This is a genomic window from Streptomyces sp. NPDC001514 (assembly GCF_053597075.1).
This window is the reverse complement of the sequence record NZ_JBSFHO010000051.1, coordinates 1-19,469: the sequence shown is the minus strand read 5'-3', so window position 1 is coordinate 19,469 and position 19,469 is coordinate 1. Positions and strand designations below refer to the sequence as shown.

10 protein-coding genes are annotated in these 19,469 nt (G+C 73.0%); 5 read left to right on the top strand and 5 right to left on the bottom strand.

Going from position 1 to position 19,469, the window contains the following annotated elements; genetic code table 11:
• Positions 1-123: 123 nt before the first annotated feature.
• Positions 124-1,362, bottom strand: a complete 1,239-nt coding sequence (gene lhgO, locus ACWCXB_RS34500) for an L-2-hydroxyglutarate oxidase (protein ID WP_450728100.1) — start codon at positions 1,360-1,362, stop codon at positions 124-126.
• A gap of 145 nt (positions 1,363-1,507) precedes the next feature.
• Positions 1,508-2,992, bottom strand: coding sequence for an MFS transporter (locus tag ACWCXB_RS34495; RefSeq protein ID WP_450728098.1), 1,485 nt, complete (start codon positions 2,990-2,992; stop codon positions 1,508-1,510).
• A gap of 756 nt (positions 2,993-3,748) precedes the next feature.
• Here ACWCXB_RS34495 and ACWCXB_RS34490 point away from each other — a divergent pair.
• Together ACWCXB_RS34490 and ACWCXB_RS34485 are read left to right on the top strand one after the other, a co-directional pair.
• Positions 3,749-5,872, top strand: a complete 2,124-nt coding sequence (locus ACWCXB_RS34490) for an asparagine synthase-related protein (protein WP_450728096.1) — start codon at positions 3,749-3,751, stop codon at positions 5,870-5,872.
• 814 nt (positions 5,873-6,686) lie between these two features.
• Positions 6,687-9,959, top strand: a complete 3,273-nt coding sequence (locus tag ACWCXB_RS34485) for a BTAD domain-containing putative transcriptional regulator (RefSeq protein WP_450728094.1) — start codon at positions 6,687-6,689, stop codon at positions 9,957-9,959.
• Between the two features lie 63 nt (positions 9,960-10,022).
• Here the strand turns inward: ACWCXB_RS34485 and ACWCXB_RS34480 are convergent, their stop codons facing one another.
• Together ACWCXB_RS34480 and ACWCXB_RS34475 are read right to left on the bottom strand one after the other, a co-directional pair.
• Positions 10,023-11,954, bottom strand: coding sequence for a sigma-70 family RNA polymerase sigma factor (locus tag ACWCXB_RS34480; protein WP_450728092.1), 1,932 nt, complete (start codon positions 11,952-11,954; stop codon positions 10,023-10,025).
• Positions 11,955-12,284: 330 nt separating this feature from the next.
• On the bottom strand, positions 12,285-13,154 hold the full coding sequence (locus tag ACWCXB_RS34475) for a TetR/AcrR family transcriptional regulator (RefSeq protein ID WP_450728090.1): 870 nt from the start codon (positions 13,152-13,154) through the stop codon (positions 12,285-12,287).
• A 337-nt stretch (positions 13,155-13,491) separates the two neighbouring features.
• Here ACWCXB_RS34475 and ACWCXB_RS34470 point away from each other — a divergent pair, with 337 nt between their 5' ends.
• Together ACWCXB_RS34470 and ACWCXB_RS34465 are read left to right on the top strand one after the other, a co-directional pair.
• The gene (locus ACWCXB_RS34470) at positions 13,492-14,985 is read left to right on the top strand and encodes an NAD(P)/FAD-dependent oxidoreductase (RefSeq protein WP_450728088.1); all 1,494 of its coding nucleotides are present in this window, start codon (positions 13,492-13,494) and stop codon (positions 14,983-14,985) included.
• A 135-nt stretch (positions 14,986-15,120) separates the two neighbouring features.
• Positions 15,121-16,869, top strand: a complete 1,749-nt coding sequence (locus ACWCXB_RS34465; protein WP_450728086.1) for an ATP-binding SpoIIE family protein phosphatase — start codon at positions 15,121-15,123, stop codon at positions 16,867-16,869.
• 22 nt (positions 16,870-16,891) lie between these two features.
• Here the strand turns inward: ACWCXB_RS34465 and ACWCXB_RS34460 are convergent, their stop codons facing one another.
• Positions 16,892-18,196 (bottom strand): MFS transporter, encoded by a 1,305-nt coding sequence (locus ACWCXB_RS34460; protein WP_450728084.1) that lies wholly within the window; start codon positions 18,194-18,196, stop codon positions 16,892-16,894.
• 125 nt (positions 18,197-18,321) lie between these two features.
• Here ACWCXB_RS34460 and ACWCXB_RS34455 point away from each other — a divergent pair, with 125 nt between their 5' ends.
• Positions 18,322-18,960, top strand: coding sequence for a MarR family winged helix-turn-helix transcriptional regulator (locus ACWCXB_RS34455; protein WP_450728082.1), 639 nt, complete (start codon positions 18,322-18,324; stop codon positions 18,958-18,960).
• The last annotated feature ends 509 nt before the right edge of the window (positions 18,961-19,469 follow it).

The window sequence follows — 19,469 nt, the reverse complement described above, 5'->3', positions numbered from 1 at the left end:
GGGCAATGGGCGGCCGCGCCGCAGGGGGCGTGGGGGCGTCAGGCCCCACCCGCCAGGAGGGCCAGCGCCCGCCTCGCCACCTCGCGGGCAATGGGCGGCCGCGCCGCAGGGGGCGTGGGGGCGTCAGGCCCCACCCGCCAGGAGGGCCAGCGCCCGCCTCGCCACCTCGCGGCCGATCGGAAGGGACGCCGTCGCCGCCGGGCTCGGTGCGTTGAGGATGTGGACCGTGCGAGGGGCCTCCTTGATCAGGAAGTCGTCCGCAAGGGTCCCGTCCCGAAGCACCGCCTGTGCCCGCACCCCCGCCGCCACCGGCCGCAGGTCGTCCTCCGTCACCGTGGGCAGCAGCCGACGCACCGCCTGGGTGAAGGCACGCTTCGAGAGAGAGCGGTGCAGCTCACCCGCTCCGTACCGCCAGTGGCGGCGAGCGATCCGCCAGGACCCGGGCCAGCTCAGCGTCGCCGCCAGTTCGCGCGGGTGGACCGTTGACCAGCCGTATCCCTCGCGCGCGAGCGCCGGCACCGCGTTCGGACCGACGTGGACGCCGCCCTCGATGCCCCGGGTGAGATGCACGCCGAGGAAGGGGAAGGCCGGGTCGGGCACCGGATACACCAGCCCGCGCACGAGCTCGGGGCGCGCCAGCTCGTAGTACTCCCCCCGGAAGGGGACGATCCGCATGCCGGGCTCGTCGCCCGCGAGCCGCGCCACCTCGTCGCAGTACAGCCCCGCGCAGTTCACCAGGGCCCGCGCCCGGACGACCCTCCCCCTGCCTTCGGCGGGGGAACCCCCAGAGGACGTACGCACCGCGACGCCCCACGGGCGCCGGTCGACAGCCCGGACCTCCTCGCCGTAGAGGACCTGCGCGCCCGAAGCGCCCGAGCTCTCCGCAAGCTGCGCCGCGACCGCCCCGAAGTCGCACACCCCGGTCGTCCCGACATGGATCGCCGCGACACCCCGGACCTGCGGCTCGTACTCCGCGATCTGTGCGGGGCCCAGCTCGCGCACGGGAATCCCGTTCTCCCTGCCGCGCTGCACGAGGGCGTGCAGCCGCGGCAGCTCCTCGCGCTCGGTGGCGACGATCAGCTTTCCGGTGACCTCGTGCGGAATTCCGTACTCCGCGCAGAACTTGACCATCTCCGCCGCGCCCTGCACGGCGAACCGCGCCTTCAGCGATCCCGGCCGGTAGTAGATCCCGCTGTGGATCACTCCGCTGTTCCGCCCGGTCTGGTGGCGCGCGGGGCCGGACTCCTTCTCCAGCACCATGACGGAGGTGCCGGGCGCGGCGCGCGTCAGGGCGTACGCCGTCGACAGACCGATGATCCCGCCGCCGATCACCAGCACGTCGCAGTCGTATGCCGCCGTCATGACACTCCTCCCACCCCGGCTGTGCTGGTCCGGGGACGACCACCCCCGGACCTCCGATGATGCCCTGGCCCACTGACAATCGCGTTAAACCAGGTAGGACACGCCACACGGGTCGGTACGGCCGGGCCCGTACCGCATATACGGCCTACGCCGGCGCCATCAGCAGCGGCCTTGCCCGCTCCCGCAGCTCCGCCACGCGCGGCTCGTCGCCGTACGGCTCCAGCCGGTGCAGCAGGTCCCGTACGTACTCCGTCGTACGCGCGGACGAGATCCGGCCCGCGACCTCCACCGCCCGCGTCCCCGCCGCGCACGCCGCGTCCAGGTTCCCCGACTCCAGCTCGGCCACGGCGCTCACGACGAGCCGGAGCCCGTGCGACCGTACGAACTCCTCCGTCGGCCGGGACAGCGCCTGCTCGGTGAAGCGGCGGACCTGGCGGGGCGCCTTGAGGTCGCGGTAGCACTCGGCGGCGTCCGCCGCGAACCGGTCGTACGAGTAGAAGCCCAGCCAGGACGGGTCGGCGTCGCCGTCACGGGAGCGCTCCAGCCAGGCCTCCGCGGACTTCAGCGCGGCACCGGCGGTGGCTGCGTCGCCCGCCTTCGCATGCGCCCGGGCCTCCACCAGCCGGAAGAAGCTCATCGTGCGGGCGGTGGCGAGTCCGCGGTTGCGCTCCGCGGCCGCCTGGGCCAGGTCCACGCCCTCGTCGGCGAAGCCCCGGTATGTCGCCTGCAGCGACATCGACGCCAGCACGTACCCGCCGAGGGGGACGTCGGCGGCGGCGCGGGCGAGGCGCAGTGCCTGGATGTAGTACCGCTGGGCCGCCTCCTGCTGGCCCGTGTCGAAGGCCATCCAGCCGGCCAGCCGGGTCAGCTCCGCGGTCGCCCCGAACAGCGCGCGGCCGACCTCGTCCGAGTACGAACCGAGGAGCAGCGGCGCCGCGTCGACGCGTAAGCACTCGGGGACCATGGACGAACGCCAGTCCCCGCCGCCGTACTTGGAGTCCCAGCGGCGGGCGTCCTCGGCGGCCTCGCGGAGCTTCGCGACGTCGGTGTGGCCGACGCGGACATGGCCGTCGTCGGACGCCCCTTCCGCGGCGGCCCCGTCGGAGCCGCCGTCCGCGGAACGCTCCGCCGTCCGCTCGGCCGTGCGCTCCACGTTCCGTTCGACCGACGGGTCCGCGGGGGTTATCAGCCAGCGGGAGGCGGGCGTCGCGTACGCGCTCACCGCGAACGAACCGGCCAGCGACTGCCAGATCCCGCTGCCGCCTGCCCGCCGACCGGCCAGATCCAGCCGGTACAGCTCGGTGGCCGACTTCACCGCCTCGCCCACGTCGCGCGGGAAGGCGAGCCCGACCTCGGGGGCCGGATCGGCGTCCGCGAGGCCGATCTCGTGCAGCGGCACCGGGCGGCCCAGCTTCTGTCCGATGGCGGCGGCGATGAGGTGGGGCGCGGCGCCCTGCGGCACCATGCCCTTCGACACCCACCTGGCCACCGACGTCTTGTCGTAACGAAGGGTCAGCCCGCGCTGCGCTCCGAGGTCGTTGACCCGCCGGGCAAGGCCGGCGTTGCTGATTCCCGCGAGGGCGAGAACGGTGCCGAGCTTGTCGTTCGGCCCGCGTTGCTCCCTGGACATGCGCCACCCCTCGACACACAGACGGCCGCCGGGGCGCCCGGTGCAGGCGCGCGCGGCATTCGTACTGCGTTCTCCCCCGGGGGCGAGGTATCCACCGGCGGCTCCGCCGCGGGCCCCGGACACCCGCCGCAAGAGCGCGTGGCCGAACCCCTCGGAATATGCACCCCCCGCGGAGAACAGCAGTGACACACAGCGTAGTTCGCCGGATCCCTACCGTTAAGAGGCGGTGTTCCGTATGGCGAGATTGTTGTGCGTTCCGGGTCGGTCCCGGCCGTCCTCGTGCTCCCGGTGTGTGGCCGTGCGCCCGTCCGTGCGCTCTCGCCCGGCCGTGGCGCGAGCGCTTCCATGAGTGCTGCGTGGGTCGGCCCACTGGCACAGGGATCCAGTGGGCTGGGGGAACACCGCCGCCTCAATCCCCGCGGGCGGCGGAGCGGTCCGGGAGGCGAAGGGTGCCTCCCGGACTGTGCGTACGACTGGATGCCTGGACTGGTGTTCGGTTTCCTGGCGTTCGGAAAATGGCCGAATGTCGCCCTTCCCCGACACGCCGTTCGCGCACTGTTGATGGCCTGGGGGGCGTGGCGCCGGAGTCCGGCGGACCGTCGGCAAATGGCCAATGCCAGGGGCGCGTTCACTTTTTGCGCGCGCGACCCGGAGCCCCTCCTGTACGCCGTTGTCGTGGCAGCATGTCCTCATCGAGGTGTGCCGAATCGGGTGGTCCGAGGGTGCCGAGGGTTGTCCACAGGCTGTGGAGGCGCGATGCGGTGGCTGGTGGGGTGGAGCAGTGTCGCCGCAAGCTTCGGGACGGCGGGATCTGTCCGGACCACCGCCGGAACCGGCCCCTCGAAAGCCGGTGACGAGAGCCGCACCGTCCATCCCGTCGGCGCCCAGTTGCTGTGGGGCGACCCAGATCCGCTCTGGGCCGTGGGCGACTGGCGGCCCGACGAAGTCCGTGTCGTCACCGTCGACCCCTTCACCCGCCTTGCCGTACTGGGGTGTTGTGCCGCCACGGACGAGGAACTCCGCGTGGGGCTCTTCGCGGCGCGGGGCGGTGCCCTGCGCCATCTCACCGCGTGGGCGGGCAGCTACACGGCGGTGGTACAGGTCGGCCGCCGCATCACCATCGCCGGAGACCTGGCCGGTGCACGGCCCGTCTTCTACACGCCATGGGCGAACGGGACGGCGTACGCCACCGCCGCCCTGCCTTTGGCCGACCTCATCGAGGCCCAGCTCGACATCGGGTACCTCGCCGCGCTGCTCGCCTGCCCCGAGACCCCGGAGGCGCTGCGCGACTCCACCCCGTACGCAGGTGTCAAACGCATCCCGCCCGGGCACGCGCTGATCCTGCGCGAAGGGTCGCGCGAGATCACCGGATACGAACCGGTCGCCTCGCTCGCCGTCGCCGCGCCCCAGCTCGAGGCGGACCGGGCGACGGACGCGATGCGGGACGCGCTCGTCGACGCCGTACGCGCGAGACTCACCGCCCCCCGGCACGCGCCCGAGACGCTGCCGCCCGACCCCGGACCCGTGCCCGGGATGGGCCCGGCGGAACGGCGCGCGGCAAGGGGCGCGCCCGCGCCCGGCATCGGCGCCGACCTGTCCGGAGGCAGCGCCTCCGGGACGCTGGCGCTGCTCGCCGCCGGACTGCCGGGGGTGCCGGGGACGATCCTCGGGCACGGCACGGGCGCGGGCGAGCGGCTGCTGGCCGTCACCTTCAACGACCTCGCAACGGACGACGGGTGGGAGGCCGAGCTGGAGCGGGCCCGGTCCATCGCGGAGAACCCGCGCCTGCACCACGTCGTCGTCGCCGCAGGCGAGGAGGCGCTGCCGTACGCGGACCTGGAGTCCGGACCGCTCACGGACGAGCCCGGCCCCTCCCTGGTCGTGGCGGAACGGCACCGGCGCAGGCTCGCCGCGGGCAGCGCGGACCACTTCACGGGGCTCGGCGCGCGGCAGGTCCTGGACGCGCATCCCGCCCGGCTCGCCGATCTGCTGATGGACCGCCGGCGACGGCCGCTGCTCCGGCCCGTCTCGGCGCTCGCGCGGGCGCAGGGGCCGTCGGCGGGGTCGCTGCTCGTTCCGCTCACGGTGTACCGGGCGGCGCGGCGGCTGGCCCGTACGCCGTACCGGGCGGGCCTGGAGTCCGCAGCGGCGCACCTCCCCTCGGCCAACCGGGCCACCTCCGCGGTGAACGGGCCGCTGGGCGCGTCCCTCGCCGCCCTCGCCTGGTCCAGGCCGGGTCCCGCGGCGCGGTGGCTCACGGGGGAGGCGCTCGCTGAAGTATCGGTTCGCCTGCAGGAGGCGGCGACACGGCCGACGTCGGTGCAGCGGCCGGGGGAGGCGCGGGCGCGCGCCGCGCTGGCGCGGTACGCCGCGGACCACCGCGTCCTGGAGCAGGCCGCGGAGGTACGCAGCCAGCGGCTGCACGCGCCCTTTCTCGACAACCAGGTCGTCCGGGCCGCGCGCGCTCTGCCCGAGGCGCTCCGGGTCCAGCCGGGCGCACGGGCGACGGTCCTGAGGTCGGTCCTCGCGGGCGCGGGCATCCACGACCTGCCGCCCGGCTGGGGCGCGACGTCCCAGGCGGCGGCGACGGCGGCGACGCGATCCGGTCTGCGGCTGGCCCTGCCCGAGCTGCTGGCGCTGTTCGACACGCCACTGCTCGCGGACGCGGGCATCGTCGAGGCGCGCGTGGTCCGCAAGGCGCTGCGCGCGGCGTCGGAGGGCGAGCCGGTCCCGCTGGACGGCCTCGCGGACCTGGTCTCGACGGAACTCTGGCTCCGGCGGCTCCTCGCGCGCCGCGGCACCTGCTGGACGGGGAGCGCGGCTCCGCGCCGCCGCGCGGTGGCGGCGGGCGTCCCGCCGCGTCCGACGCTTCAGGCGTAGCGCCTGGGGTGCCTCCGGCGGTGTGCGCGGTGCCTGTGTGGGCGCCCCGCGCCCCGGTGGGTGGACGGTGTGCCGGTACCGCCGGGTGGGCGCATGCCCGGTGCCGTCTCGTGGACCGGCGCGCCCGGTGCCGTGGCGGCGGTCGGGTGTGCGGTGTGCCCGGTGCCGCCGGGTGGGCCGGTGTGTCCGTCCTCAAGCGCCGGACGGGCTGGGTGGTCGGGGGTGCCCCGTGCCGGGTCGGTTGCCGTCCGGGTCCGCTCCGGGGCTCGTATCCGGGACGGCATGCTGTGCCTTTCCGGGGGACACCCCCGGACCCCCGTACGGCGCGCGCAAACCCCGGACCCACCAGTCATCGCCCATGCCGCGCGCCACAAATCACGCTTTAGTGTCCCGAACACGACCCCTGCGCGTCCCCGGGCGTGGTCACCGGTCGTGGCTCGCCCCGGTGGGCGGGTTTGTGCCCACCCGTTCCGCCCTGCGGAACGACTGCCCACAAACCACGGGGTCACCCCCCGACCTGCAGTCGGCGGGCGACCCGGGGCGGGGCCGTGCAGGGTCGCCCCCGCAGGAAATCGGGCGGTGGTACCGGACGACGCCGTACCCACCGATTTCCGAGGAGGCGAGCCCGGAGGGGCCCCGCACCACCACCCACCCACAGCAGCCGCACCAAGCCCGTCCGGCGCTTGAGGACGGACACACCGGACGCCCACCCGGCACCGGGCACACCGCGCACACCGGGCGGACCAGGCGGACCAGGCGGGCGGACAACAAAAACCGCGCGCGCCCAGCCGCCCGGGGCCGGGACAATGGCGCGGTGCGGTATCTCATCCTCGGCGTCACCGAAGCTCGCGACGAGCGCGGGCGCACCCTTCCGGTCGGCGGCCCGAGGCTGCGGGCCCTGCTCGCCGCGCTGGCGGGGCGGGGCGGCCGGGCGGCGTCCGTCGGCGAGCTCGTCGAGGAGGTGTGGGGCGGGGAGCCGCCCCACGACGCCCCCGCCGCCCTGCAGGCGCTCGTCGGGAGGCTGAGGCGCGTCCTCGGGAAGGACGCCGTCGAGTCCACCCCCGCCGGATACCGCCTCGCGGCCACCCCGGACGACATCGACCTGTACGTGTTCGAGCGGCTCGCCCGCACCGGTACCGCCCAGCTCGACGCCGGTGACCCCACCGCGGCGGCCGCCACCCTCCGCGAAGCCCTCGCGCTCTGGAGGGGCCCCGCATTCGCGGACCTCCCCGAGGAGGACCTGGGCGTCCGCCCGGAGGCCCGGCGCCTCGCGGTCGTGCGGCAACGCATCGAGGCCGACCTCCGACGCGGGGCCGGCGACAGCCTCGTACCGGAGATCGAGGAGCTCATCTCCGCGCACCCGTACGACGAGACCCTTCGCGCACAGCTCATTCGGGCGCTCCGCGCCGAGGGCCGCCACGCGGACGCCCTCGCCGCGTACGAGGGTGTCCGCCGCGCCCTGGCCGAGGGGCTCGGCGCCGATCCGGGGCCGGAACTGCTCGCGTTGCACCGGAAGTTGCTCCAGGGTCCGGCCACCCCGCCCACCACGCCCGCCGGGTCGGCCGTCCCGGAGCCCGAGGGCAACCTCCGCCCCCGCCTGACCTCCTTCGTCGGCCGCGAGCCCGAACTTCAAGCGATCCGCGGAGACTTGGGCCGGTCGCGCCTCGTCACCCTCACCGGCCCCGGCGGCGCCGGCAAGACCCGCCTCGCGGAGGAGGCCGCGGCCGGCACCGCCTGGCTCGCCGAACTCGCCCCGCTCGACGACCCCGCCGCCGTACCCGGAGCCGTGCTCTCCGCGCTGGGCCTGCGCGAGACGAACCTGATCACCCGAGAGGGCCAGCCGCTCCACGACGACCCCACCACCGAGCTCGTCGAGCACCTCGCGAACCGGCACCTGCTGATCGTCCTCGACAACTGCGAGCACGTCATCGGCGCCGCTGCCGAACTTGCCGAGACCCTGCTCACCCACTGCCCCCGGCTGCGCATCCTGGCCACGAGCCGTGAGCCGCTCGGCGTTCCGGGTGAGTCCGTCCGCCCCGTGGACTCCCTGCCCCTGGAGGCGGCGCTGCGTCTCCTTGCCGACCGGGGCGCGGCCGCGAATCCGGCGTTCCGGGTCGAGGAGGATCCGGCGGCAGCAGCGGAGATCTGCCGCCGCCTGGACGGACTGCCGCTCGCGATCGAGCTCGCCGCAGCCCGGCTGCGGATGCTCACCCCGCGCCAGATCGCCGACCGCCTCGACGACCGTTTCCGGCTGCTGACCAGCGGGAGCCGTACGGTACTGCCCCGCCAGCAGACCCTGCGCGCCGTCGTCGACTGGTCCTGGGACCTCCTAGACGACGCCGAACGGTCGGTCCTGCGCCAGGTTTCCGTCTTCGCCGGTGGCTGGGACCTGGCCGCTGCCGAGGCGGTGACAGGTACCCCTGATGCCGCCGCCCTGCTCGGCGCCCTGGTCGACAAGTCCCTGGTCACGGTGGGTCCCGGCGGTCCCGGCGGTCCCGGCGGTCTCGGCGGCGCCGGCGGTCTCGGCGGCGTCGGCGGTCCCGGCGGCGTCGGCGGCCCCGGCGGGATGCGTTTCAGGCTGCTGGAGACCATCCACGAGTACGCCACCGAGCGTGCGGCCGAGACCCCCGAGCTGCGCGCCGCGGCCGAGCGCGCCCACACCGCCCACTTCACGGCCTTCGTCGAGCAGGCCGACCCGGAGCTCCGCTCGGGTCGGCAGCTGCCGTGGATGCGCAGGCTGGAGGCCGACCTCGACAACATCCGCGCCGCCCTCCACCGCACGACTTCCGGCTCCGATGGCGAGCCGTACGCGGTCCGTCTCGTCCTCGCGATGAGCTGGTTCTGGTGGCTGCGCAACTACCGTCCCGAGGGCCTGGCCTGGGTCAATCGCACGCTCGCCCTCGCCCCTGGCCCCGACGGCGACGACCGGAGCGATCCTCGCTACTGGCCCCGTATGCAGGTGCGCATGCTGCAGCTCTTCCTCGACGAGGGCCGTGCCAATCCGGCCGCGTTCGAGGATCCGGAAACACAGAGCATGGCCCTCCGACTACGGGAGGCCTTCCGCGGCGCAGGACCCGAGGCCGCCCGATTCCCTGGCCTGATCTGGCCCTTCACCAGCTATTTCACGGACGGTCCCGACGCCGTCAGGCGGTACCTCGACGAGTGCGTCGCCAACTGCCGGGCCCACGGCGGTGAGTGGGAGACGGGCGTGGCTCTGATTTTCCGCGCCCATCTGGCCATCGATTATCCGGGCGGTGTCGTCGAGATCGACGGAGATCTCGCCGAGCTGCGCGAACTCAGCCGCCGCGTCGGTGACCGCTGGATGCGGGCGGAAGTCGCGAGCGCCGTCGGCGAGGCGGGGATGCTGCGCGGCCGGTACGAGGAGGCCCACGCCGCGTACACCGAGGCGCTCGGTCTCGCCCGCGAGGTCGGCGCCCGTGCCGAGGCCCCGTTCCTGATCGCCCGGCTCGCCGAACTCGCCTACCGGCGGGGCGATGTGGAGGCCGCCGAGAAGGGCTTGGACGAGGCCTCCGACGAGGCCGAGCGCTCCAGCGTCCAGGACACCCGGGCGTTCGTACGTTTCATGCGGGCGGCGATCGCCTTGGAGCGCGGCGAGATCGCGGACGCCCGGCGGTTCGCCGACGCTGCGCGGACGGTCTCCGCCTTCGGCTCGCCGCCGCCGCACTTCGCCGCGGCGCTCAACGGACTGGACGCGCGGATCGCCGTGCACGAGCAGACGGGCGGTCCGCTCACCGGCCTTCGCGGACTGGCCGCCGCTCTGCGCGCCGCGCGCGAGGCCCGCTGCACGGAACTCGTCACCGCACATCTCGCGGAGAGCGCCGCGTCCGTACTGCCGATGCTCGGCGATGACGCGTTCGCCGTACGGGTCCTCGCCGCGGCGGAAACGTGGCGGACCCACACGCCCCGGTCCGTGCCGGAGCGCCGCATGACCGCGGCCGTCGAGACCCAGGCCCGCCGGAGCCTTGGTGAGCAGCGCTACGAGACGGAACGATCCGCCGGGGCCGCACTCACCCTCACCCAGGTCATCGAGGCTCTGGAGGCAGCGACGCTCGGTGCCGGCAGCTGAGCCGTGCCCGGCGCCGGGCTTTCTGCGCGCATCAGCAGATGCCCGGCCTCGGCCGGTGCAGGATCAGCCGCAGCTGATCCGCGACTGCGCCCAGTCCGCGAGCGCCACCGAGCCGAGCGAGGTGTGCGGCTCCACCACGAGCCGGATCGTCTTCCGCCCGGAGATACCGACGCTCACCGGCACCGCAGGGTCACCGCCGCGCATCACCGGCGAACGCCACAGCCGCGCCCCGTCCCCGTACACGGAGAACCGCACCGCGCCCAGCCCCGATGTCAGGTCGTCGACGCCGACCAGCGCGTCGTACGAGGTGCACTCGCGGTTCAGATCGATCGTCACGGACGACTTCGCGTGGACGGAGACGCCGTGCGCGTACCGGATGCCGTCGATCGACATGTCCCAGCGCTTCCAGAGCAAGCTGCTCCGGCCGAGCCGTACCTCCGGCTGGGTGTGGTCGCCGAGCACGCCGTACTCCAGCCGGTTGACCCGGTAGACCTCCGCGGCGGGTGGCGGTGTCGGCTTCGGAGTGGGCTCGGCCGCGGGAGGCTTCGGCATCGGCTGGTCCGGCTGCGGGGCAGAGGGGTCCGCCGGAGGCGTCGACGCTGCGGACTTAGAGGTCGGCACGGGCGAAGGCTGCTTCGGCGGCGGGGTCGGCTCGGGTGCGCGGGCCGCGGGCGGAGCCGGAGGCTTCGCATCGGGGGCGGGCGCCTCCGGTACGACGGGCTGCGCGGCCGGCGGTTTCGCCTCGGGCTGCGGCGCAGGCCGGGGGTCGCCCGAGAGCGCCCATACGAGCCCGACGGCCGCCGCGAGGGCCGCGGCCGCGGCGAGCCCGGCTTTCGCCGGAGCGCCGAGGCCCTTCGCGGCAGCGGCCCCTCCGGACGTCGCCCCGGACCCCGTGGCGCCGCCGGACCCGGTCGCCGCTGCTGCGGCACCCGCACCCGCCGCACCGGCCGCGCCCACGGCGCCGCCTGCCACGATTCCGGCCGCCTTGAGCGAGTACCCGGCGGCGAACCAGCCGATGACCGCGACCGGCAGCAGCGCCGGGATCCCGGCGTTGACCTGCTCCAGCTCGCCCGCGGCCAGCCGGCACTTGGCGCACTCGTCCAGGTGCTTGCGCAGTCCCCGCTCGGCCCGCATCCGCAGCCCGCCCCGGGCGAAGGCCCCGAGCCGGTCGGCATAGCGCGCGCAGTCGCCGCCCGACGTGAGCGCGGTGCTCACATGGGCCTGCAGATAGGCCTGCTTGAGACCTTCGCGGGCCCGACTGGCCAGCACGGCCGTGGCATTGGCCGTGAGCCCGAAGAGCGGTGCGACCTCGCTGGGCGACTCCTCCTCGACGGTCGTGTGCCAGAGCACCGCCTGCCAGCGCTCGGGCAGCGAGCGGAAGGCCTGCAACGCCAGCGACTGCTCGGCCTCGTGCATCGCCCGCACGTCCGCGCCCAGATCGAGCGTTTCCTGGTCCGACACCTCGGCGGAGCGGGCGGCCTGGTCGGCGAAGATCGCGAAGTCCTCGACCAGTTGCTCCCGTCTCGAGGATTTCGTCCAAGCGGCGGCGACCCGGCGCACGGTCGTCAGCAGATACGCCCGTACGGCCTGCTCGGGCCCGGCCCCGCCCCGCACCGCCTGCAGCGTGCGCGCGAACACCTCGGCCGTCAGGTCGTCCGCGGTGTGCCCGTCGCGGCAGCACGTGTGGGCGTAGCGCCGCACCGCTGCCGAGTGCCGGCGGAACAGCTCCTCCCACGCACTGTCGTCTCCGAGCCTCATCCGCTGGATCAAGTCGGCGTCGGACGGTGTCGGACCGGCTGCCGTGACCCCGCGTCCGCCCTCGCGCTGCGGCGGCACACTGGCGTCGGCTTCCCGGGCGTACGCCGCCTCGGAGGCATGCCCTGCCGCCATGGAGTGCCCGGGTCCGCCCTGGCTCGGGACCTGGCGATGTCGCCCGCCGCCGGCCTCCGGCCCGGTCGCACCGCCGAGTGGTTCGTCCCGACCGTCACCGCTCATCGAGAAAGCCCCTGTACGCACCCACATGACACGAACACCGGCCAAGCGTGCCATAGAGCGATCGGCCTCAGGCCGTACCCTTCCGGCAACCACTCATCCGGGGAGACCTTCCGGAACCGAGCACTAGCGTTCACCCGTACGGGGAATGCTCAACAGACTGTACGACTGCGCCGTACGACCAGGTGTCTCCCGACGGGCCGCGTACCCGCGATCGGGAACCTGCGACCGGGCATCGCAGACGAAAGCGCGCCGGCCGTCACGCAGGCCGCGACCGCGTACCCGCGACCGGGCACCTACGACCGCGCATCGCAGACGAAAGCGCCCCGGCCGTCACGCAGGCCGCGACCGCAGCCCCTCCAGCAGGATGTCGAGCAGCCGGGCCGAGGCCGCCGCCTGCTGTGCCGGGTCCGGCAGCGACGGCGCAGCCGTGGCTATCACCAGCAGCACATCGGCCACCGTGACATCGCGCCGCAGCTCACCCGCCTCCCGCGCCCGCTCGACCAGTTGCCCCACGACTTCCAGCAGTTCGCCCGCACCCGCATCGTCCTGCTCGGACGACGGCACGTGCGCCGGCACCGGACGCGCCTCGACGACCCGGAGCTCGGGCTGCCCGCCGAAGCCCTGTCGTTGCGGCGGCACCCGCGACTCGTCCCGGCCGTCGCGCCGGGCGTCCTGTCCGCCGCCGCCCAAGACCTCGGGCACGACCGTCGACTCGTCCACACCGACCCGCAGCACCTGCGGCGGCAGCAGCCTTCCCGCGCCCGACGCGGCCGACGTCCGCAGGAAGCGGGAGAGCGCCGACCACGGCTCCTCCTCCTGCCCCAGAGCCGTACGCGCCTGCTCGGTCAGCCGGGAGGTCTCCTCCTCGGCTATCCGCCGCACCAGCACGTCCTTGCTCGGGAAGCGGCGGTAGACAGTGCCGACACCGACGCGTGCCCGGCGCGCCACGTCCTCCATCGGCGCGCCGTAGCCCAGCTCCCCGAACACCTCGCGCGCGGCCCGCAGAACATGCTCGAGATTGCGCTGCGCGTCCACGCGCAACGGAGCCGAACGCCCGGCCGCACCCGCCGCGCCGGTCCCACGGGTCACGGAACCCGCCAGACCCCCGGCGGTCCCCGCTCCGGTCACCGCCCCCGTCACCGCACGTCCGTTGCCGTCGGACGCGACAGCGGCCTGCCAATGCGAATCCTGAATGTGCATAACCGTTCCCCCGGTAATGAAGTCGTCTCCCCCCGGAGACGCCCCGCCCTGACAGCCGGGGTGAATCAGACGAGTCACCGACCCGACACCCCGACGAAGTACGAACATAGTTGAGTCGAGGTCAATTCAGAAGGGGCTCTTCCGCACGGTGTGCCCCCCGATCGGAGCAAGGGCCGGAACGTTCCCGATTCCGCCCCCTCCCGCTACCCCCCTCGCCCACCCTGACCTGCACACCTTCCCCCGCACCCGGGTCCGGGCCGACGAGGCCCGGCCAAAACCTCCGGTCACACAATTTGCCGGGCCTGTGGACAAACTCCTGGGGCCGTTGCGTCATGGGATGGTGAAGGCTGCATACTCCCGGGACACGACGCCCGGCTCCTCGCCGCGCACGCGCATTCTCGTCGTCGGCGGCGGCTACGTGGGGATGTACACCGCGCTCCGCCTGCAGGACAAGCTGAAGGCGGAGCTGGCCCGCGGGGACATCGAGATCCTCGTCATCGCGCCAGAGCCGTACATGACCTATCAGCCCTTCCTGCCCGAGGCGGCGGCCGGCGCGATCTCGCCCCGCCACGTGGTGGTCCCGCTCCGCCGTGTCCTGAGCAGATGCAAGATCCTCATCGGCGAGGTCCGGTCCGTCGACCACGCCAAGCGCACCGCGACCGTCACGACCCTCGCCACCGCGGAGGAGGGCACGGGCGGGGTCCAGATCGGATACGACGAGCTGGTCATCGCCCCCGGTTCGATCTCCCGCACCCTCCCGGTCCCCGGCCTCGCCACGTACGCCATCGGATTCAAGTCCGTCGAGGAGGCCATCGGCCTGCGCAACCACGTCATCGAACAGATGGACATCGCCTCCTCCACCCGCGAGCCCGCCCTGCGCGACGCGGCCCTCACCTTCGTCTTCGTGGGCGGCGGCTTCGCAGGCGTCGAGGCGCTCGGCGAGTTGGAGGACATGGCCCGCTTCGCCACGCGCTACTACCACAACATCAAGCCCGAGGACCTGAAATGGGTGCTGGTCGAGGCGAGCAACCGCATCCTCCCCGAAGTCGGCGAGGAGATGGGCAGGTACGCCATCCGCGAGCTGCGCGCCCGCAACATCGACGTACGGCTGGAAACCCGCCTGGACTCCTGCGAGAACCGTGTCGCCGTCCTGAGTGACGGCACCCGCTTCCCGACCCGCACGGTCGTGTGGACCGCCGGCGTCAAACCGGCGCCCGTCCTCGCCTCCACCGACCTGCCCCTCAACGAACGCGGCCGCCTCAAGTGCACTGCCAAGCTCACCGTCGAGGGCGTCGAGCACGCGTGGGCGGCCGGTGACGCCGCCGCCGTACCCGACCTCACCGCGAAGGAAGCCGGCACGGAGACCGCGCCGAACGCCCAGCACGCCGTACGCCAGACCAAGGTGCTCGCCGAGAACATCGTCGCCTCGCTGCGCGGACAGCCCCTCAAGGAATACGCCCACGCCTATGTGGGATCCGTGGCGTCGCTCGGACTGCACAAGGGCGTCGCGCATGTGTACGGCCGCAAGCTCAAGGGCTATCCGGCCTGGCTGATGCACCGCGTCTACCATCTCAGCCGCATGCCCACGTTCAACCGGAAGGCGCGCATCCTGGCCGAGTGGACGCTGTCGGGGCTCTTCAAACGTGAGATCGTTTCGCTGGGCTCGCTGGAGCATCCGCGCGCCGAGTTCGAACTCGCCGCGGGCGCCGTCCCGTCCCGACCCCTCACCCGCCGTCACGAGGACCCGCCCAAGGGCCCGAAGGGCGGCCGGAACCCGCGGCCGGGGGAGGACCGGGGGGAGGACCGCGGGAAGGACCGCGGGAAGGACTGACGCTGTTGTCAGTGCGGTCGGTCACACTGGACGTGTGACGATAGGTGGGCCGACACCTGCACAGAGTGACCTGTCCCCGCGGCGCGGCCGAGCGCCCACGACGATCAGCAATCAACACACGAGGCTAGAAAATCCGTGAACTTCACGCGTTGGAGCGCCCGGCTCCCCGGTACGCAGCGTCGCGCCGCAGCGCGGATCGACCGCGGGTCCGTGCCCGCGGCCCGCGGTGAGTACGACCAGCGGCCGGAGCCCCCGTCCGACGCCACCGACGCCACCGACGTGCCCGAAGGGCCCGACGTGCGTGGCGTACCCACGCTCGATCACTTCTCCGTACGGGAGCTGCTCGGCCGGCTCCCGGCTCTCGTCGCCCTCGTCCACGGCCCCGAGCACCGCGTTGCGTACATCAACGATGCGTACGCCGCCGCGTTCGGCCCCCGCGCCATCGGCGCCGCCGCCGCCGCAGCCTGCCCCGAACTCGCCGAATTGGGTCTGCTCCCGCTGATGGACCAGGTGCTGCGCAGCGGAAAGCCCCGCACCGTGAAATCCCGCCGCATCCAGGGCGGCGGCTCGTACACGATCACGTGCCTGCCCGCCGAAGCCCCCGCACCCCCACCCGCACCGGCACCTGAATCCGGCTCCGCCCCCGGCTCCGGCTCCGGCTCCGCCCCCGGCTCCGGTTCCGGCCGCGGTGTCCTCGTCTTCGCGGCCGACGTCACCGACCACGCCGAGGCCGCCGAGCGTCTGCGCGCCAGCGAGCGCCGCCACCGCGAAACCGCCGTCACCCTCCAGCGCTCCCTGCTCCCGCAGGAGCTGGAGCAGCCCGACGACCTGCGCATCGCCGCCGAGTACCGCCCGGGCGGCACGGACGCCGCGGTCGGCGGCGACTGGTACGACGTGATCACGCTCGGCGCCGGCCGCACCGCCCTCGTCATCGGCGACGTCATGGGCCGCGGCGTCCGCGCCGCCGCCGTGATGGGCCAGCTGCGCACGGCCGTCCGCGCGTACGCCCGCCTCGACCTGCCCCCGCACGAAGTGCTGCAGCTCCTCGACGGGCTCGCCGCCGAGATTGACCCCAGCCAGATCGCCACGTGTGTGTACGCGGTTCATGACCCCAACGAGGGACGGCTCGTGTACGCGTCGGCGGGCCATCTGCCGATCCTCGTACGGGACGAGGACGGTACGGTCCACCGTGCCGAGGAGCCGACCGGCCCCCCGCTCGGCACCGGCGGCTGGCTGCACACCTCCGGCACCATGCCGCTCCAGCCCGGCTCCACCGCCGTCCTCTATACGGACGGTCTCGTCGAGCGGCGCGGCGAGGACATCGACGAAGGCGTCGCCGCCCTGGAGCGGGCGCTGGCCGGAGCGACCGGCACACCCCAGGTGGTGTGCGACCGGCTGATCCGCTCCTTGGGCGTGACCGCCGAGCATGACGACGATGTCGCCGTCCTCGTCCTCCAGCACCCGAGCCGCACGGGTACGGACGCGGAACTGTTCCACAACGCTGCCCTGGAGCTGCTCGGAGGCGTCGAAGCGGCGCCGCGCGCGCGTGCCTTCGCGTCGGGGGTGCTGGCCTCCTGGCGGTTCCCGGGTGAGCTGCGTGATCTGGGTGTGCTCGCCGCGAGCGAGCTCGTGGCGAACTCCCTGCAGCACGGCACCCCGCCCATGCGGCTGCGGCTCCGGCGCACCGACCGCCGCCTGATCATCGAGGTGACGGACGGGGACGACCATCTGCCGCGCCGTCGCCGCGCGGAAACGGAGGACGAGGCGGGTCGCGGAATCTCCATCGTCGCGACGATCGCCTCGTCCTGGGGCAGCCGCCGTACTCCCGGGGGCGGCAAAGCGGTGTGGTGCGAATTCGCACTGCCCGACCAGCTGCCCGACTGACCGGACGGGCCTCCGTCTTGTCCTAGGCGACGGTCTCCACCAGGCCGCCCCGCTCGGGCTGGTGCTTGGCCACGACCCGCGACTTCGCTGCGAGCGACGGCTGGTCCTGTACGGGCGTGAGCCGCTTGCCCAGTCGCAGAGCGAGCGCGGTGATGCCGAGTGAGAAGAGGACGAACGTCACGATGTACGGACCGTGCAGCGCGGCGCCCATCGGACCGCCCACGGCCGGACCCACCGCCAGCGCGAGCTGCTTGACCAGAGCGAACGCGGAGTTGTACTGCCCGACCATCGACTCCGGTGCCAGGTCGGCGACGAGCGGTGCCACGGTCGGCGACAGCATCGCCTCACCGAGCCCGAAGAGCGCGTACGTGGAGACGAACGCGGCCGTCGCCATGGCCTGGCTGCCGTGCCCGAGCCCCGCGTACCCCGCGAAGAGCCACGCAACGGCCCAGATCAGCCCGACCGCGGCGATCACCCGCGTGCGCCGGCGCCGCTCGACGAACCTGAGGACGACGAACTGGGCGACCACGATGACGGCCGTGTTCGCGGCCAGGGCGAAACCGAGCGACGCGGGATCGATCCCGGCGGCCTCGGTGCCGTACGCCGCAAGCCCGGACTCGAACTGGCCGTAGCAGGCGAAGAAGAGAACGAACCCGAGCACGCACAGCTGCACCATGGCCCGGTGCCCAAGCAGCGCTCGCAGCCCGCCGCGGGCCTTCGCCTCGGTGTTCTCGGGCATCGCGTCCGGGGTCGCCGGGCACGCGGGCATCCGCACGGTCGCCGCCACTCCGGCCAGCACGACGAACATCGCCGCCTCGATCGCGAACAGCAGGGTGAAGCTGCCGGGCCGGCTCGCGTCGACGATCTGCCCACCGATCAGACCGCCGATGCCCAGCCCCAGGTTCTGCAGGAAGAACTGCATCGCGAACGCCCGGGTCCGGGTCGCCGGGCTGGAGCACCAGACGATCATCGTCGCGAGCGCCGGCTGCATCACGGCCGTACCGGCACCCAGCAGAGCGGCGGACAGCACGGACATCGGGACACTCCCGGACAGCCCCATGCTCAGCGCGCCGACGGACGCGAGCAGCGAGCCCACGATCACGACGGGCAGCGGGCCCCGCCGGTCGATGACGCGCCCGGTGAAGGGGAGGACGACGAGCGCGGCCATGGCAAAGACGGCAAGGACAGCCCCCGCCGTACTGGCGCCCAGGTCACGCACCTGAGCCACATACACGTAGAGATAAGGAACGGTGAACCCGAGACCGAACGCGCTCAGCACGTTCCCTGCCTGGATCCGGCGCATCGCAGCGCCCAGCTGCCTGGTCACACTCACCTGCTTGGTCTGTCGGAGCGGGAAGACTGAAGCCTGAAGACTTCGAAGCTAAAGTTAGAGTCTAAACAATACACATCCAAGGACTTAGAAGCCAACTCGACGCATGGGATAGTGGCCGCATGTCCGACACCCCCGAGCAGCCCGCCCCCGGGCAGGCATCCGGTCCCGCCGAGGCGCCGGCCACTCAAGCCACTCAGGCGGCCCAGGTCGCCGAGGCTACGGAGGCCGCGCAGGAGCCGAGCCTCGACGAGCAGATCGCCGCATATCAGCGCGAATTCCGAGACCTGGACCCCCAGGTCGAGAAGGTCGTCTCCGCCCTGGGCCGGCTCAATCGCCGGATGAACGTCGCCTACGGCCGCCAGGTCGCCGCCCTCGGCATCAGTAGCGCCGAGTGGGAGGTCCTCAAGACCCTCGTTCTCGCCGGCGCCCCCTATCGCCTCGGCCCCGGCGAGCTCGCCAAGCGTCTCGGCCTCACCCCGGCAGCCATGACCCACCGCATCGACCGCATGGCGGGCGAAGGCCTGGTCACCCGCGACCGCGACGAGAGCAACCGGGTGCGCGTCATCGTCGAGCTGACGGACGAGGGCCGCGCCAAGTGGCTCGAGGCGATGCGCATGGCCACCGCCTTCGAGGAGGACCTGCTCCAGGACCTGTCGAGCGAGGAACGGGGCGTGCTGGGCGAGATGCTCATCCGCGTCCTCCGCAGGGTCGAACACACCCAGCCGGACGCGGGCGGCCGGCTCACCGACCTGGACTAGAAGGTTCGCTGGAAGGTGTCGGGAAGATGGACGGCGGGGCGGGTTGACACGCCCCTGATCGATCCGTAAGGTTCTTCGAGTTGTCACGGGGCCGGAACGGTTCTGCGACGACCGATCCCGCCGCTGATGCGGCAACCAAACTCCGCACGATCTCCCAACCGGGAAGAATTTCGGCATGCCGAAATTCGTTTCGAAGGACTCGATTATGAGTCACCTGGGAAATCCGCTAGAGTTTGAAACGTCGGAACGGCCCAACAGCCGGGAAGACACCCCCCTCTGACTGGGAATCAGGCCCGAAAGGATCTGATAGAGTCGGAAACGCCGGAAAGGGAAAACGCGAAAGCGAAGAACGGCCCGGCAGCCCGCTCCAGCGGGTGGCAGAAACGGAGATCGGATCTGCTAAGCTGGAAACACCGAAGGGAAGCGCCCGGAGGAAAGCCCCAGAGAATGTCACTGAGGGTGAGTACGAAGGAAGCGTCCGTTCCTTGAGAACTCAACAGCGTGCCAAA